The organism is Thalassospira sp. CH_XMU1448-2 (assembly GCF_037027285.1).
Lineage (GTDB): Bacteria > Pseudomonadota > Alphaproteobacteria > Rhodospirillales > Thalassospiraceae > Thalassospira > Thalassospira profundimaris_C.
The window spans coordinates 1,178,052-1,192,962 of sequence record NZ_JAYMEA010000001.1 but is presented as its reverse complement, the minus strand read 5'-3'; the positions used below and the strand labels follow the sequence as shown (position 1 = coordinate 1,192,962).

At 54.2% G+C, this 14,911-nt stretch carries 14 protein-coding genes; 4 read left to right on the top strand and 10 right to left on the bottom strand.

The genetic code is table 11. The annotated features are described in order from the left end of the window. Positions 1-22: 22 nt before the first annotated feature. The 6 genes from WA318_RS05455 to WA318_RS05430 form a co-directional block, all read right to left on the bottom strand. The gene (locus tag WA318_RS05455) at positions 23-706 is read right to left on the bottom strand and encodes a DUF2848 domain-containing protein (RefSeq protein WP_336080216.1); all 684 of its coding nucleotides are present in this window, start codon (positions 704-706) and stop codon (positions 23-25) included. A gap of 137 nt (positions 707-843) precedes the next feature. Then, positions 844-2,124 (bottom strand): TRAP transporter large permease, encoded by a 1,281-nt coding sequence (locus WA318_RS05450; protein ID WP_336080215.1) that lies wholly within the window; start codon positions 2,122-2,124, stop codon positions 844-846. After that, positions 2,121-2,669 carry a TRAP transporter small permease subunit gene (locus tag WA318_RS05445; RefSeq protein WP_336080214.1) on the bottom strand — a complete coding sequence of 183 codons (549 nt, stop codon included), beginning with the start codon at positions 2,667-2,669 and terminating at the stop codon, positions 2,121-2,123. Before WA318_RS05445 ends, WA318_RS05450 begins: the two co-directional genes overlap by 4 nt. A 28-nt stretch (positions 2,670-2,697) precedes the next feature. After that, on the bottom strand, positions 2,698-3,750 hold the full coding sequence (locus WA318_RS05440; protein WP_336080213.1) for a TRAP transporter substrate-binding protein: 1,053 nt from the start codon (positions 3,748-3,750) through the stop codon (positions 2,698-2,700). 24 nt (positions 3,751-3,774) lie between these two features. Beyond that, positions 3,775-4,638 carry a putative hydro-lyase gene (locus tag WA318_RS05435; RefSeq protein WP_336080212.1) on the bottom strand — a complete coding sequence of 288 codons (864 nt, stop codon included), beginning with the start codon at positions 4,636-4,638 and terminating at the stop codon, positions 3,775-3,777. Positions 4,639-4,727: 89 nt separating this feature from the next. Beyond that, positions 4,728-5,621, bottom strand: a complete 894-nt coding sequence (locus tag WA318_RS05430; RefSeq protein WP_336080211.1) for a LysR family transcriptional regulator — start codon at positions 5,619-5,621, stop codon at positions 4,728-4,730. Between the two features lie 224 nt (positions 5,622-5,845). On the opposite strand from WA318_RS05430, the gene msrP reads away from it, so the two are divergent. Beyond that, positions 5,846-6,814 (top strand): protein-methionine-sulfoxide reductase catalytic subunit MsrP, encoded by a 969-nt coding sequence (msrP, locus tag WA318_RS05425; RefSeq protein WP_336080210.1) that lies wholly within the window; start codon positions 5,846-5,848, stop codon positions 6,812-6,814. A 133-nt stretch (positions 6,815-6,947) separates the two neighbouring features. Here msrP and WA318_RS05420 read toward each other — a convergent pair whose 3' ends face one another. After that, entirely contained in the window at positions 6,948-7,643 is a 696-nt protein-coding gene (locus tag WA318_RS05420; protein ID WP_181850222.1) for a substrate-binding periplasmic protein, read from the bottom strand. A 232-nt stretch (positions 7,644-7,875) separates the two neighbouring features. Further along, positions 7,876-10,011, bottom strand: coding sequence for an excinuclease ABC subunit UvrB (gene uvrB, locus WA318_RS05415; RefSeq protein WP_114098013.1), 2,136 nt, complete (start codon positions 10,009-10,011; stop codon positions 7,876-7,878). Between the two features lie 319 nt (positions 10,012-10,330). On the opposite strand from uvrB, the gene WA318_RS05410 reads away from it, so the two are divergent. Next, positions 10,331-11,533 (top strand): aspartate transaminase, encoded by a 1,203-nt coding sequence (locus tag WA318_RS05410; protein WP_114098011.1) that lies wholly within the window; start codon positions 10,331-10,333, stop codon positions 11,531-11,533. 127 nt (positions 11,534-11,660) lie between these two features. Then, positions 11,661-12,467, top strand: a complete 807-nt coding sequence (locus tag WA318_RS05405; RefSeq protein ID WP_114098010.1) for an alpha/beta fold hydrolase — start codon at positions 11,661-11,663, stop codon at positions 12,465-12,467. Positions 12,468-12,552: 85 nt separating this feature from the next. On the opposite strand, the gene WA318_RS05400 is transcribed toward WA318_RS05405, so the two are convergent. Both WA318_RS05400 and WA318_RS05395 read right to left on the bottom strand, forming a co-directional pair. Further along, positions 12,553-13,089, bottom strand: a complete 537-nt coding sequence (locus WA318_RS05400) for a carboxymuconolactone decarboxylase family protein (RefSeq protein WP_114098009.1) — start codon at positions 13,087-13,089, stop codon at positions 12,553-12,555. Positions 13,090-13,250: 161 nt separating this feature from the next. Next, complete coding sequence (locus WA318_RS05395; protein WP_114098008.1) at positions 13,251-13,778, bottom strand: peroxiredoxin; 528 nt, start codon at positions 13,776-13,778, stop codon at positions 13,251-13,253. 166 nt (positions 13,779-13,944) lie between these two features. Between WA318_RS05395 and WA318_RS05390 the strand changes: the two genes are divergently transcribed. After that, positions 13,945-14,868, top strand: coding sequence for a LysR substrate-binding domain-containing protein (locus WA318_RS05390; RefSeq protein WP_336080209.1), 924 nt, complete (start codon positions 13,945-13,947; stop codon positions 14,866-14,868). The last annotated feature ends 43 nt before the right edge of the window (positions 14,869-14,911 follow it).

Here is a 14,911-nt window from a genome sequence, read left to right as displayed (position 1 = left end):
TTTGTTTCAGGCGGAAACTGGCTCAGGCAATTTCCGGAAGTTCATTAATGGCATAAGAATGCTCGATCGTGCGACCAAGAACCGGATCATGCAATGCCATTTTGAAACACTTTGCCGGACGTACGCCGCCTTTGGCACCAAGCGTGCCGCACAGCATCACCGATGCCTTGCCTGCCGGGGCGGATGACATCAGGCCGGAACCGTCAATCAGGTCGCTTAGCGGGCGGATCGAGGCAATTGTTCCTTCCTGATAAAGCACCCAGTCATCGTCATCCTGCTCGGAAATCCAGGACCGCATCTCGATCTGTTCGATGTGATCGGCGACCTCGTCAAAACGCCAGATTTCTTTTGCCACCGGCTTTTCACAAATCTGTTTGGACAGGGCAACCGAGTGTGCCTCAAGTTCACGGTCGGTATGGTCGGATGCCAATCCAAGATAAAGCACGCCATCGCTTGCAATCAGGAACGGCTCGATCTCGCCCGATGTGCCTTTGCCGACAACTTCGATACGGTCTTGCTGGGTCACCATGCCCGATGCCGTGCGGTAGTAAAGCGGCACGCTTGACGGCGGCTTCACACCGATTGCTGCAAGTTCATCAATATGATGCTGAATGGCATGAGCATCGCGACCGGTCCATCCGGCAACGGTGCAATGGGCGATATCAAAGGCGATCTCTTTGCCCGAAAGGGTAAAATTCATCTGCATTTTTGTAATCCGGGTTCATTTGTTTGGGGTCATCCGCCGGGCTGGGGAAGCCGGGACCGGACGTGGAGCAGGAATACGAACCGGCTTTCCCGGCTCGTATTCCGCCTCAATCATTCGTGGAACTAAGACCTGCCTGCTCAGAGATATTCAGGCAGGAAAAGCGCAAGGTCGGGCAGGAAAATCAGACCAATGATCATCGCCACCATCACCAGAACAAACGGGATGGTTCCAAGCATGACCTCGGACAGGCGTCCGTTCTTGCGTGCACCCTGCACGACATACAGGTTCAATCCGACAGGCGGGGTGATCAGAGCCATCTCGATCAGAACAATCAGCAAGATGCCAAACCAGACCTTGTCGAACCCCATGCCAACCATGATCGGCACAATAATCGGAATGGTCGCCACCATCAGCGACAGGGTTTCAATGAAGAAGCCCAGCACGATGTAAAGTGCGATCACCACCAAAAGCGTTCCCATCGGGCTCAGATTGAGACCAACCAGAAGCTCCTTGAGCTCGCGGCCCATACCGGCTGCAGTCAGGGTGAAGTTCAGGAAATAGGCCCCGATAATCACCAGCATGATCATCGCGGTAATCCGCACCGTGCCAAGCAGGCACAGCTTGATCATGTCGTTGGAAACACCCTTGTTGAAACCGGCAATCAGAAGCGCAATTGCAACACCGACCGCTGCGGATTCCGTAGGGGTCGCCCAACCGGCATAGATCGATCCGATCACCACAAAGAACAGCACCAGAATAGGCAGCAAATGCTTCAGGCTGACGATCCGTTCCGACCAAGTAAAGGACCGGCTCTGCCCGCCAAGCGACGGTTTGACTTTGCAAAGGGCCGCTGTCACCAGCATGAAGGCCACGGCCATCACAAGCCCCGGGACCAGACCGGCAAGGAACAGTTGCGGGATCGATGTTTCGGTCAAAAATCCATAGACGATAAGATTGATCGACGGCGGGATCATGATGCCCAATGTACCGCCCGCTGCGATCGCACCGGAAAACAGTTTGGGATCATATCCAAGCTTTTCGGCCTGTGGCATCGCCACCGTGGCAACGGTCGCCGCCGTTGCGACCGACGATCCCGACGTTGCCGAGAACATGGTCGCCGTTCCGATATTGGCATGGATCAGACCACCGGGCAGCCATGAGAACCACTTATCAAGGGCCTCATAGGTCTTCGTGGCAATTCCGCCGCGCACCAGAATTTCACCCAGCAACACAAAGAACGGAATGGCAATCAGGGTCGATGAATTGGACGACGACCAGACAACCTGCCCAAGCCCGCGCAACAGCGGGAACGGGGTAAAGAACTGATCAACACCGATCCCCAGAAGGAACAAAACAATCCCGACCGGGATCGAAAGGGCCAAAAGCCCCAGCAAGGATGCTGTAACAGCGAAAATCATGCTTCCAGCTCCAGTTCAGAGCGGGCACCAACAAGCGTATCAGCCTGTTCAAGATCGCGTCGCATCAAAAGAATAAGGGTCAGGACCACCAGCGCACAGGAACAGACGGCAAACCACAACCAGCCCGAAAACCAGATGGCTTGCGGAATCCACAGCGGCGTCTCAAGCGGGGTATTGGCAGTCGAACCACGCTGGATGGTTTTCGACAATACCGGCCAGCATTGAATGGCGACAACAGACGCCACACCAGCCAGGGCAACAATCGACAAAAGATCCAGAAACGCTTTGCCACGTTCCTGCAATTTCAGTCGAATAAGGTCAATCCTGACATGGGCCAGCTCGGTCAGGGCAAATGACAGCCCCCAGCTGGCAACACCCGCCATGACGTAACCAGAAATTTCTTCCGATCCGCCAAGGGAAATGCCGACTTCACGCAGCAAAATCTCGGCGATGATCAGGGCCACGCTGCCCATCAGAACAAGTCCGACGAGCAGCGCGATAATGCGGTTCGTGCGGCGGATGGCCGCAATCAGTTTTTGGGTCACGATCTTGGTCTCCGCCATACACTACTGATTAGTTAAGCGGTACGGTAACACCGACGGTCGCACCGACGCTATCGTTCCAGCGTTTGACCCAGTCATTGCCAGCGCGCTCTGCCCACTCCGGAAGAACGGTGGTGGTCAGGATTTCCTTGGCTTTGGCAACATCAGCTTCGGAAACTTCGACCAGCTTCATATTCGCTGGTTCACCTGCCGGGCAGGTGCCATTGCCGGTCAGGCAGGCAACATCGTTTTTAAGCGCATCTGCCGCAGATGCCCAAGCCGGTGCTTCGAACTTGGTTTTGACTTCATCCATGATGAATTTCTGCTGATCGGCACTCAGGCTGTTCCACTTGTCCATGTTCATCGCGGTCACAACCGGATCCCAGCCACCGAGCGGAATGGTCATCAGGTGATCGGAAACTTCCCACCAGCCTGCGCTATAGCCCGAACCGGCGCCGGTAACGGCACAATCAATCACGCCGCGCTCCAGACCACCCGGAACTTCCGAGAAAGCAACGTTAACACCGGTCGCACCCAGTGCTTCAAGGAACTTGGTGGTCATACGGCCCGAACCACGGACTTTCTTGCCTTCAAGATCGGCAAGTGTGTTGACTTCACCAGCACAGAAAACGACCTGCGGCGGGTACGGTGCAACGGCCAGAACCTTGGCATTGAAACGTTCCGCAAAGATATCATCAACCATCGGACGGGCTGCTTCGACCATTGCCTTTGCCTCGGCTGCGGTGTTTGCGACCAGCGGCACGTCAAGGCCTTCAAGTTCCGGTGCATCGCCAACCGCATAATCGCCAACGGTCATGGCAACATCAAAAACGCCATCGCTGAGGATACGGAAAACGTCACCGCCACCGATACCCATCTGATCGTGGGTGGTCATCTCGACATTGAATTCACCCTTGGAATCCGCCGGGAAAGTTTCGGTCCAGAACGGGCTTTCATACTGTTTATACAGCGGCAGGCTGCTCCAGCTGCCAACGACCGAGAGATCTTCGGCAAATGCCGGGGTTGCGGCAAAGCCCGCACCAAGGGCAGAAGCTGCCAGAAGCGAAGAAACCATCTTTTTCATAAGAAAACTCCTCTGATGTAACGTTTATGATTGGTTTGTTTCAGATTTGGTCTGAAGGGAAAATTCCGCGGCTTCTGCCAGGACATCGGTCACAAGCATCAGGCCGGGTTCGTGCGTAATGGCGAATTCGGGCAAGGCGTTACGAATTGCCATCTGCGGCGTGACTCCACACGCCCAGAAAACCGGAATGTCCCCTTCATGAATGACGGGGTCATCTCCAAAGTCCGGTTTCATGATATCGGCGATACCAATTTGCGACGGGTCACCAATATGTACCGGTGCCCCGTGGGCCAAACGATATCGATCAGAATACAGGATCGCCCGGATCGCATCGCCGGGCGTAAAGGACCGCATCGACACCACAAGCGGACCATGGAAACGACCGGCAGGCGACGTTTCGATATTGGTCACATACATCGGCACGTTGCGGTTCGCATCCATATGACGCACCGGCACACCGCCCCGGGTTATGGCCGCTTCAAAGGAAAACGAACATCCCAGAACAAAGGTCACGAGATCATCGCGCCAGACATCTGTCAGGTCGGTGCTGCTGGTGAATTCGGTGCTGCCACGGAAAATACGATAGCCCGGAAGATCTGTGCGGATATCAAGATCCTCACCCAATGCCGGGATGTGGGGCGATCCCGGCTCAGACATACCGATCAGCGGGCAAGATTTCGGGTTCTTGGCACAAAACTGCAGAAACTCGTCTGCATAGTCAGCCGGCAGGATCGCCAGGTTCCCCTGAAGGTAACCCGATGAATAACCGGTGGTCGTCCCTGTATGTTCGCCGCTACGGATCGCCTTGCGCAACGCCAGTGGCGTTACATCTGCGATGGCTGCCTTCGCGGTGTCAACGGAACGGGTGGCGCTTTTTGACGCGTTCATTTTTCAGTCCCATTCTCTGCCTCTTTATAAAGATTGTGAAACAGGACCGATCTTGTCAAGAAATCATTTTATCTGTTTTTTGATCGTTTTTAGCGATCAGCTTGATCAAACAATCTTGCTGCTTCCTGAACAGCATCGCCAATTTCGCGGTTCCGTTCCGGGTAATAGGTGATGACAAAGTGAAGCGCTGTCAGCGATGCTTCCTCGCACACCGGAATCTGCTTAATGTGTTCATCCCAAACGGAATTTTTGACCATCAGGCTTGGCAAAACACCAATACCGAAGCCCCCCGCCACCAGATGTTTGACGGTTGAAAGCGATGCCGATCCGTGGAGTGCCGGTTGCGAAATATCAGGGGCGGCAAAGATACTTTCTATCTCGCGAAACGGCGGTGTGCCCTTCGGGAAAGTCACGATCGCATGGCCTGCCAGTTCGCTTAACGATAATGGTTTGTCACCCAGCTCCATCGTTTCGACGCAATACCAGCCCAGTTCGACCGGTTTAAGCGGGGCTGCTACCGCACCCTGTGGAACGGATTCGCGCAGCATGATCGCGACATCCATCTCGTCGTCTTCAAGTGCCTTGCCAAGCTGCCCGGACGTATCGACCGACAATTCAAAGCGGACCTTGGGAAAATCGTTCTTCAGCTTGTTGAGCATGTCGGTCAGAAGCGTATGGACGATGGTTTCCGCCACCCCGATGCGCACCGTCCCGCTCAGTTCGCCGGGATGGGTCAGCTCCTGCCAGATGCGATCACGTGCGCGTGAAAGCCGCTGGGCTTCCTCGACAAAGCGCAAACCGGCCGCGGTCAGACGCACCTGTCGGTTACTGCGATCAAACAGCATGATGCCCAGTTTTTTCTCAAGCCCGGACACACGCGCAGAAATCGCAGATTGCGACAGATTGTATTTCTGGGCCGCGGCCCTGAAACCGCCAGCCTTGATGATATCCTGAAGAATTTCGATATCCTTGAACTCAAACACGTAAACCACCCTGATTGATGTTGTTTGCGATCATTCTATCCGCCATCCGATCACTTCGCACGATCAATTGATCATTGCTTTGATCAGCTCGCCTGCTTTCCACGTAGGAAGAAATGCTTAAGCAGGTGAATTCAACAGGATTTCACTAACCGATCACCGAGGCGTGACTTGCCCAAAGCGACTTTTGCACGGACATTGGTTCAAGTGCGCAATTGGAGGACGACATGCTGATACGCCGCAAGAAGGGCTGGGAAATCCCTGAACGTGATACAACACCGCAATCGGTTTACCAAAACCGCCGACAGTTTCTTAAGGGTATCGCTGCCGGATCCATCGGCGCAACCGCCGCATCCCTGCCAATCAGCAGTGCGCTGGCACAGGGGGCTGCCGCCACCGCAGACCTGTATCCGGTATCACGCAATCCCGCCTATACGGTTGATCGCGAACTGACCGAAAAGGCCAAGGCGCTGACCTATAACAACTTCTATGAATTCGGCTCCCACAAATCGATCTCGCAGGCAGCCCAGGCCATGAATGTCCGTCCCTGGACGGTCAAGATTGACGGTCTGGTGGAAAACCCGATCGAGATTGATTTTGAAGACCTTGTCCGAAAAATGCCGCTTGAAGAACGCGTTTATCGGTTCCGCTGTGTCGAGGCATGGGCGATGACCGTTCCCTGGTCGGGTTTCCCGATGAAGGCACTGGTCGATTTTGCCAAGCCATTATCGGGGGCCAAATATGTCGAAATGGAAACCGCCAGCCAGAAAGACACCATGCCGGGCCTGCGTCAGTTCTGGTATCCGTGGCCCTATATCGAAGGCCTGACCATGGCCGAGGCCACCAATGAACTGACCATGATTGCCACCGGTATCTATGGCGAAGAACTGCCCAAGCAGAATGGCGCGCCTTTACGTCTGGTCACGCCCTGGAAATACGGCTTCAAGAATATCAAATCCATCGTCCGCTTTACCTTTACCGACCAGCGTCCAAAAAGCTTCTGGGAAGACATCAACAGCGACGAATATGGCTTCTGGGCCAATGTGAATCCCGAAGTTCCGCATCCGCGCTGGTCACAGGCCCATGAACGCCTGCTCAATAACGGCGAAAGCGTCCCGACCCGTATCTATAACGGTTACGGTGACTATGTTGCCGATATGTATAAGGGCATGGAAAACGAAAAGCTGTTCATGTGATTGGTCGTTGCCTTGACCAAAAACTGTTCAGGCATACCTGAAACCGAAACGCTGGCAGATCATTCCAGATCGCCAGCGTTTTTGATTTCAATGACATTCCCCGCCATAGCGGAACCGGCGCGTTCATTCGGACCTAGTCCACGGGCTGGGCATAGTGGTCGTAAATCGCATCAAACGTCCCGTCCTGACGCATCTTGACCAGGACCTGCTCAAGCTCGGTGAAGCTGCCATCAATGTAGTAATCAGACAGGCGCGACAACCCGATAAAGGATGGTTGTCCCTGCAAAACCAGACTGGCCTTGCGGATATTAAATGGTCCGCCTTGCCGGATTTGCTCAACACCCTGAAGTTCGGGGACGATCAATGCATCAATGCGACCAAGATCAAGCATCCTGAACAACGCAGCATAATCGACAGCCTCGACCAGACGCACATCCTTGGCATCCTCAAGTTGCCAGCCATAATTGGCCCCGCGCAGAACGCCGACCGATTTCTGGCCCAGATCTGTGATACTCACCACATCGGCATCGGATGCCTCCAGATAAACCGCCTTTGGTTCATTGGGTAATGCCGCACCGAAATAATACATGTATTTCTGGCGTTCATCGGTCCGGTTCGGACCAAGCATCAGATCTGCCTTGCCTTTTTCGATCAGATGCAGCGCCCGCTTGAAGGGGACGACCTCGAATTCAAGATCAATCCCGGCCCGGCTTGCGGCCTCGCGGACAACATCAATGTAAATGCCGGAATAGGACATACCCGAAGCCGTATCTTTGATGATGCGATAAGGCGGCGCATTGTTCAATGCGACAACAAGTGTCCTTGCCACCACTGGTTGACCAGCAGTGACCGTGCTGATCATTACAATGACAGAGCATATCCACCAAGACACCAAACGCGGCACCAAGATATTCTCCCACCCGGCGTAAACCAACCTTTTGAACTGGCGATAAAATACCCGCCCATCCTTAGATGGGGTTGCAGCCCGCCGATTGCCAAGGCTTATATTCTCTCAGGCGAATATTCTTCAACCGACAATCGTACAGGTGTGCCATGTGATGTTATGGGCCCTTGCGACGACGCCCTTTGTATTTGGGGTTGTTGGCCGATTTTGACCCCGGCCCGACGGTTCCGATGCTGCGCGCCATCGGGCCTGCTTCGGCCAGTCCAAGTTCCTGGTCTTCAAGACGCTTGATCTCGTCACGCAAGCGCGCGGCTTCTTCGAATTCAAGGTTCCCGGCCGCTTCACGCATGCGTTTTTCAAGATCCTCGATATGCGCACGCAGGTTATGGCCAATAAGGGTATCGCCCGAAACGCCGGTATCGACTGTGACATAATCCTGCTCGGCCACACTTTGCAGAACATCATTGATCTTGCTGCGCACGGTTTCGGGCGTGATGCCATGTTCCTCGTTATAGGCCATCTGCTTTTCACGGCGACGGTTGGTTTCACCGATGGCATATTCAAGGCTGTCAGTCATCTTGTCGGCATAAAGCAATACCCGGCCGTCAACGTTACGTGCCGCACGGCCAATCGTTTGCACAAGCGATGTTTTGGAGCGCAGGAACCCTTCCTTGTCGGCATCAAGGATCGCGACCAGCGCGCATTCCGGGATATCCAGACCTTCACGCAAAAGGTTGATCCCCACCAGAACGTCAAACACGCCCAGTCGCAAGTCACGGATAATTTCGATGCGTTCAAGCGTATCGATATCGGAATGCAGATACCGAACGCGAATGCCATGTTCATGCAGATATTCGGTCAGGTCCTCGGCCATGCGCTTGGTCAGTGTCGTGACCAGAACACGCTGTCCCTTGGCCGCACATGCCTTGGCCTCGCCCAGCAAATCATCGACCTGGGTTTCGACCGGACGAATAATGCAAACCGGATCAATAAGCCCGGTGGGACGAATTACCTGTTCGGCAAAGACACCGCCTGTGCGTTCCATTTCCCAATTGCCCGGTGTTGCCGAAACAAACACACTTTGCGGACGCATGGCTTCCCATTCCTCGAATTTCAGCGGACGGTTATCAACGCAGCTTGGCAGGCGGAAACCATGCTCGGCCAGCGTGAATTTGCGATTATAGTCCCCTCTGAACATGCCGCCGATCTGCGGCACGGCGACGTGGCTTTCATCGACAAACAGCAATGCGTTTTCCGGCAAATATTCAAACAGGGTCGGGGGCGGTTCCCCCGGATTACGGCCCGAAAGCCAGCGGGAATAGTTTTCGATCCCTTTGCAGTGCCCGACGGTTTCCATCATTTCCAGATCAAAGGTCGTGCGCTGCTCGATCCGCTCAGCCGCCAGCAACTTGCCCTCAGCCTGGAACTGCGCCAGACGGTCTTTCAGTTCCTGCTTGATGCCTGCCATCGCCTGCACAAGGGTCGGGCGCGGGGTGACATGGTGCGAGTTTGCATAGACCGTGACCGAATCCATGGTGGCAAATTTATGCCCGGTCAGCGGGTCAAACTCGGCAAGTTCTTCGATCTCGTCACCAAACATCGAAACGCGCCATGCGCGGTCTTCGGCGTGGGCCGGGAAGATTTCCAGAACATCGCCACGCACCCGGAAGGTCCCGCGCGAAAAGGCCGCGTCATTACGGGTATACTGCAACTCCACCAGACGCTTCATGATGTCGTTGCGATCAATCTCGTCCCCGACCGAAATGCGCTGGGTCATCTCAAGATAGGTTTCCACCGCCCCGATACCGTAAATGCACGACACCGATGCCACGATGATACAGTCGTTGCGTTCAAGGATGGCGCGCGTTGCCGCATGGCGCATCCGGTCGATCTGCTCATTAATCGAACTGTCTTTTTCGATATAGGTGTCCGAACGCGGGATATAGGCTTCGGGCTGGTAATAGTCGTAATAGGAAACGAAATACTCGACCGCATTATCCGGAAAGAAGTGCTTCATTTCGGCATAAAGCTGGGCGGCCAGCGTCTTGTTTGGTGCCAGAACCAGTGCCGGACGTTGGGTCTTGGCGATGATATTGGCCATCGTAAAGGTCTTGCCCGACCCGGTTACCCCCAAAAGAACCTGATCACGCTCGTTGCTTTCGATCCCGGCCATCAATTCGGCAATGGCCGATGGCTGATCACCAGCGGGCTGGTAATCTGTCACCAGTTTGAATTCGCGCGATCCTTCAACAGGCGGGCGACGTTTGGTCAGAAATTCCGGCAACGCATTCATTCGGACAGGTCCCTTTTAATTCCAACCCTAGTTATAGGTGAGATACGCCGGACCGCAAGCCCCGCACCTGACAGTTCCTGTCAGGATATGTCAGGAGACGTCAGGGGTAATAATGTCGGAACAAGATCGATATTGCAGCGTTACATATCCCGTTGTGTTCAATCTGACATCCTATGGGCCGCAAAATTGGATAAAATCATCCCAAAGAACCCGCAAATGGCGAGAATCTGCCTTGAATTGAATTTAAGGCAGGCGTAGGGTCCGATCCGAAAGAACGCGATTCTTTTCACTTCTTTTTTCATTCCAGGGAAACAGACCAATGGCGTTTATTGCCGACCGTTTGAGCCGTATCAAACCATCTCCCACCATTGCCGTAACCACCAAGGCCGCTGAACTCAAGGCAGCAGGCGTTGACGTTATCGGCCTTGGCGCAGGTGAGCCGGATTTTGATACCCCCGACAACATCAAAGAAGCTGCCAAGGCGGCACTCGATGCTGGCAAGACCAAATACACTCCGGTCGCCGGCACTCCCGAGCTGCGCAAGGCAATTGTCGAGAAGTTCAAGCGCGAAAATGACCTGGAATACACTATCGACGAGATCACCGTTGGTTGTGGTGGCAAACAGACCCTGTTCAACGCGTTCTTCGCAACGCTGAACCCGGGCGACGAAGTCATCATCCCGGCACCGTACTGGGTTTCCTACCCGGACATGACCCTGATGGCCGAGGGCACCCCGGTCGTGGTCGAATGCCAGGAAGAAAACGACTTCAAAATCACCGCTGCCGAGCTTGAAGCCGCAATCACGCCGAAAACCAAGTGGGTTGTTCTGAACTCGCCGTCGAACCCGACCGGTGCTGCTTATTCGCGCGCCGAACTGCGTGCGATTGCCGACGTTCTTCTGAAACATGAAAACGTCTATGTCATGTCTGACGACATGTATGAGCACCTCGTCTATGACGGTTTCGAATTCACCACCATCGCCCAGATCGAGCCGAAGCTCAAAGAGCGTACGCTGACCTGTAACGGTGTGTCGAAATCCTATGCGATGACCGGCTGGCGTCTGGGTTATGCTGCTGGCCCGAAAGACCTGATCAAAGCGATCAACAAGGTCCAGTCGCAGTCGAGCACACATACCTCCTCGATCAGTCAGGCTGCTTCGGTCGAAGCCCTGAACGGTCCGCAGGACTTCCTCAAAGAACGTGCAGAAGTCTTCAAAAAACGTCGTGACCTTGTTGTCGCAGCGCTGAACGAATGTGAAGGCCTGTCGTGCAAAACCCCGGAAGGTGCGTTCTACGTGTATCCGTCTTGCGCGGGCGCCATCGGTAAAACCACCCCGGACGGCAAAAAAATCGAAACCGATACCGACTTCGTCACCTACCTGCTCGAAGCAGAAGGCGTCGCAGCCGTTCAGGGTTCGGCATTCGGTCTGGCACCGTATTTCCGCATTTCCTATGCGACTTCGGATGCGGCCCTTACCGAAGCTTGCGCACGTATCAAACGTGCTTGCGCAGCTCTGAAATAAGGTTTGTGACCCCGGTTATCGGGATCATGACCATCCAAACAGGGTCCGGCACTTGCCGGGCCCTGTTTTTTTGTCCATTATCGAATTCAACAATTACGCACTGAATTACCGATAAATCGGACAAAGCATGATAACCGAGAATTTCTATGCCACCGTCAACGGGATAAGCCTGTCCTGTCAGCGGATCGAACCAGCCGATATGCGCGAAGACGCCCCGACCATCATCTTCCTGCATGAAGCATTGGGCACCATCCGTATGTGGCGGGACTTTCCCGCCAAGCTTGCCACCGCAACCCGCCATCCGGTGATTGTCTATGAACGGCGCGGCCACGGCCGGTCCGACCCGCATGAAGATGGGGACATTCCCCGCGCGGTCGATTTCCATAACACCGAAAGCGATATCTATCTGCATGGCCTGATCACGGAACTGGGGCTAAGCAAACCGATCCTGTTTGGACATAGTGACGGGGCGACCATCGCGCTTAAATATGCCGCACGTTTCCCAGACAATGTCACCGCTGTCATTTCCGAAGCCGCCCACGTCTATGTCGAAGATGTCACCATTGCCGGGATCAATGATGCGGCGGGCATCTATGCCAATACCGACTGGAAGACCAGGCTGGAACGCCATCACTTCTTCCAGACCGATGCCGTCTTTAGCGCGTGGGTCGATACATGGCGTCAACCGGCCTTCCGCGACTGGAACATGGTGGATGAGCTTGCCAGCATCACCTGCCCGCTTCTGGTCATTCAGGGCGATGATGACCAATTTGGCAGTGATGATCAGGTCCACACCATCTGTGCAAATGTCAGTGGTCCGTCCACCAAACTGCTGATCCGGGAATGCGGACATATCCCGCATTTCGATCAGCCCGATCAGGTGATTGATGCCAGCCTGAAGCATCTTGGCCTTGCCGAACTTGTGGATGGCTAAGCCCGATTTCCAAACAACAAAAAGCCCCGGCTGCATCATGCAACCGGGGCTTTTTCCTTTGGGCAATCGCCCGAATTCTTTTGGCTTAGTCGGCCAGTGCGTCTTCGGCATCAATCACAACGGCGACCGCATGGATGACCGATGCGATGCGGATCGCATTCTGAATGGTTTCCTTTTTGACGCCAGCACCTTTAAGGACCTTGTCATGGGAATCAATACACATGCCACAACCATTGATCGCCGAAACCGCGATCGAAAACAGTTCGAAATCGGCTTTATCAATGCCCGGCTTGCCGATGATGTTCATGCGCAAACGTGCAGGCATCGTGCCATATTCGGCATCCGAGACCAGATGGACGAAACGGTAATAGATATTGTTCATACCCATGATTGCCGCCGCACCCTTGGCCGCTTCAATTGCTTCTTCCGACAGCTTTTCTTTTGCTTCTGCTGCAACTGCCTTGATTAGCTTGGCGTTGCGCGATGCAAAGGCACAAGCCAATGCGGTGCCGTAAACCTGCTGGTCCGTCATGCCCGGATTGTTGGCCATGCTCGACAGGTTCAGTTTGAGATCCTTGGCATAGGCCGGCATTGCGTCCTTGATTTCGGTAATCGAACTCATTGGTAATCCTCTGATACAAAATGCAAAAACGAAAAACAGATCATCCATCGCCTGCACCGGTCGGGCAAAGCAAGAAACACAGAATGGATATGTTTTGGCTAAAACGGGATCGGGCGGATACCCGATCCCAATATCGTCTGGACTAAATCGCCAATGGCAACTTAGAGGGTTGCGTCACCCTGGTTCCAGTTGCACGGGCAAAGCTCGTCGGTCTGCAGTGCATCAAGAATACGAAGTGCTTCCTGCGGGTTACGACCAACGCTAAGGTCGTTAACCTGGACGTGACGGATGATGTTGTCCGGATCGATGATGAAGGTCGCACGCAGCGCAACACCGGCGTCTTTGGCCAGAACACCCAGAGCCGTCGAGAGTTCTTTTTTCTCGTCAGCCAGCCATACGAACGGGCTGTCACCCAGATCTTCGTGGTGGGTGCGCCATGCAGCATGGACGAAGTCGGTGTCGGTCGAGCAACCCAGAAGAACTGCGTCACGGTCTTCGAATTCACCATTCAGTTCGCCGTAGCCGACAATCTCGGTCGGGCAGACAAAGGTGAAGTCTTTCGGCCAGAAGAACAGGATCTTCCATTTGCCTTCATAGGACTTGTCGGTCACCGGTGCAAAGCTGTCCGGGGTTTTGCCCGAAACACCAGTCAGATTAAATTCAGGAAGCGTATCACCAACGGTAAGCATTTGTTTGGTTACTCCATAACCCAGTTAAAAATCCCGATTAACGGCCCCGACAGACCGAGAAATCTTGTGTGCAAGTGCAAAAAACACACTCACTGCTAGCGATTTGTAGTGAAATGGACTAACTAAGACAAATAGATAAATCCTCAGTTGTTGATAGGAAAAATTTATGGCTGCCCAACCAAGTATCAAGCAGCTCAAGTACTTAGTTGCGTTGGCGGAATGTGGCCATTTTGGCCGCGCGGCTGAGGCCTGCTTTATCACGCAGCCAAGCCTGTCTGCGGCGATCAACGAACTTGAGAACCTTCTTGGTGCGCAGCTGGTTGAACGCAACAAGCGTCAGGTCCTGATCACACCGCTGGGCGAAGAAGTTGTTTCGCGGGCGCGAAGCATTCTGCAGGAAGTCGATGAACTGACCACCATGGCACAGGCGGCCACCGAACCACTGTCGGGTCCTATTCATATCGGTGTCATCCCGACCATCGGCCCGTATCTTTTGCCCGATGTGATGACCCAGATTAAATCCGGTTTTCCGAAATTGCAGCCTTTCCTGCGTGAAGACCAGACAGGCAATCTGATAAAGCTGCTGTCTGCTGGCAAGCTTGACCTAGCCCTGATTGCCTTGCCGATCGAGGAAAACTGGCTTGAGGAATTCGATCTGTTTGAAGACCATTTCGTCTTTGCATGCAGCCCGGATAATCCGCTGACCCAAAAGAACCATCTCGAAATCGCCGATATCAAGGATGAAAAGCTTCTGTTGCTTGAGGACGGCCATTGTCTTCGCGATCAGGCCCTTGAAGTTTGTCAGAAAGCCGGATGGAGCAAATCCGCCGACTTTCAGGCAAACAGTCTGTCGACCCTGGTTCAGATGGTTGCAGCTGGCGTCGGATCGACCCTGCTTCCGGAAATGTCGCTTGAAGTCGAGGCCCGCCGTCCGGACCTTCTGAAAATCCTGCCCTTTGAAAATCCGGTACCGGTCCGTCGCATCGGTATGGTCTGGCGCAGAAGTTCGGCGCGCAAACGCGAATATCGTCAACTTGCGACTCATCTGCGCGACCGGCTGTCACCGGTCCGGCAGGCCGATGTTGCCTGACGGCGGGCAGGCTTCATCATCCATTTCTTTGTAAAGGCAAGGA

Excerpts from the sequence above, each read along its gene's own strand:
- msrP (WP_336080210.1), top strand. The coding sequence starts at position 5,846 with ATGCTGATACGCCGCAAGAAGGGCTGGGAAATCCCTGAACGTGATACA.
- WA318_RS05455 (WP_336080216.1), bottom strand. The coding sequence starts at position 706 with ATGCAGATGAATTTTACCCTTTCGGGCAAAGAGATCGCCTTTGATATC.
- WA318_RS05410 (WP_114098011.1), top strand. The coding sequence starts at position 10,331 with ATGGCGTTTATTGCCGACCGTTTGAGCCGTATCAAACCATCTCCCACC.
- WA318_RS05395 (WP_114098008.1), bottom strand. The coding sequence starts at position 13,778 with ATGCTTACCGTTGGTGATACGCTTCCTGAATTTAATCTGACTGGTGTT.
- WA318_RS05435 (WP_336080212.1), bottom strand. The coding sequence starts at position 4,638 with ATGAACGCGTCAAAAAGCGCCACCCGTTCCGTTGACACCGCGAAGGCA.
- WA318_RS05440 (WP_336080213.1), bottom strand. The coding sequence starts at position 3,750 with ATGAAAAAGATGGTTTCTTCGCTTCTGGCAGCTTCTGCCCTTGGTGCG.
- WA318_RS05390 (WP_336080209.1), top strand. The coding sequence starts at position 13,945 with ATGGCTGCCCAACCAAGTATCAAGCAGCTCAAGTACTTAGTTGCGTTG.
- uvrB (WP_114098013.1), bottom strand. The coding sequence starts at position 10,011 with ATGAATGCGTTGCCGGAATTTCTGACCAAACGTCGCCCGCCTGTTGAA.
- WA318_RS05450 (WP_336080215.1), bottom strand. The coding sequence starts at position 2,124 with ATGATTTTCGCTGTTACAGCATCCTTGCTGGGGCTTTTGGCCCTTTCG.
- WA318_RS05400 (WP_114098009.1), bottom strand. The coding sequence starts at position 13,089 with ATGAGTTCGATTACCGAAATCAAGGACGCAATGCCGGCCTATGCCAAG.
- WA318_RS05405 (WP_114098010.1), top strand. The coding sequence starts at position 11,661 with ATGATAACCGAGAATTTCTATGCCACCGTCAACGGGATAAGCCTGTCC.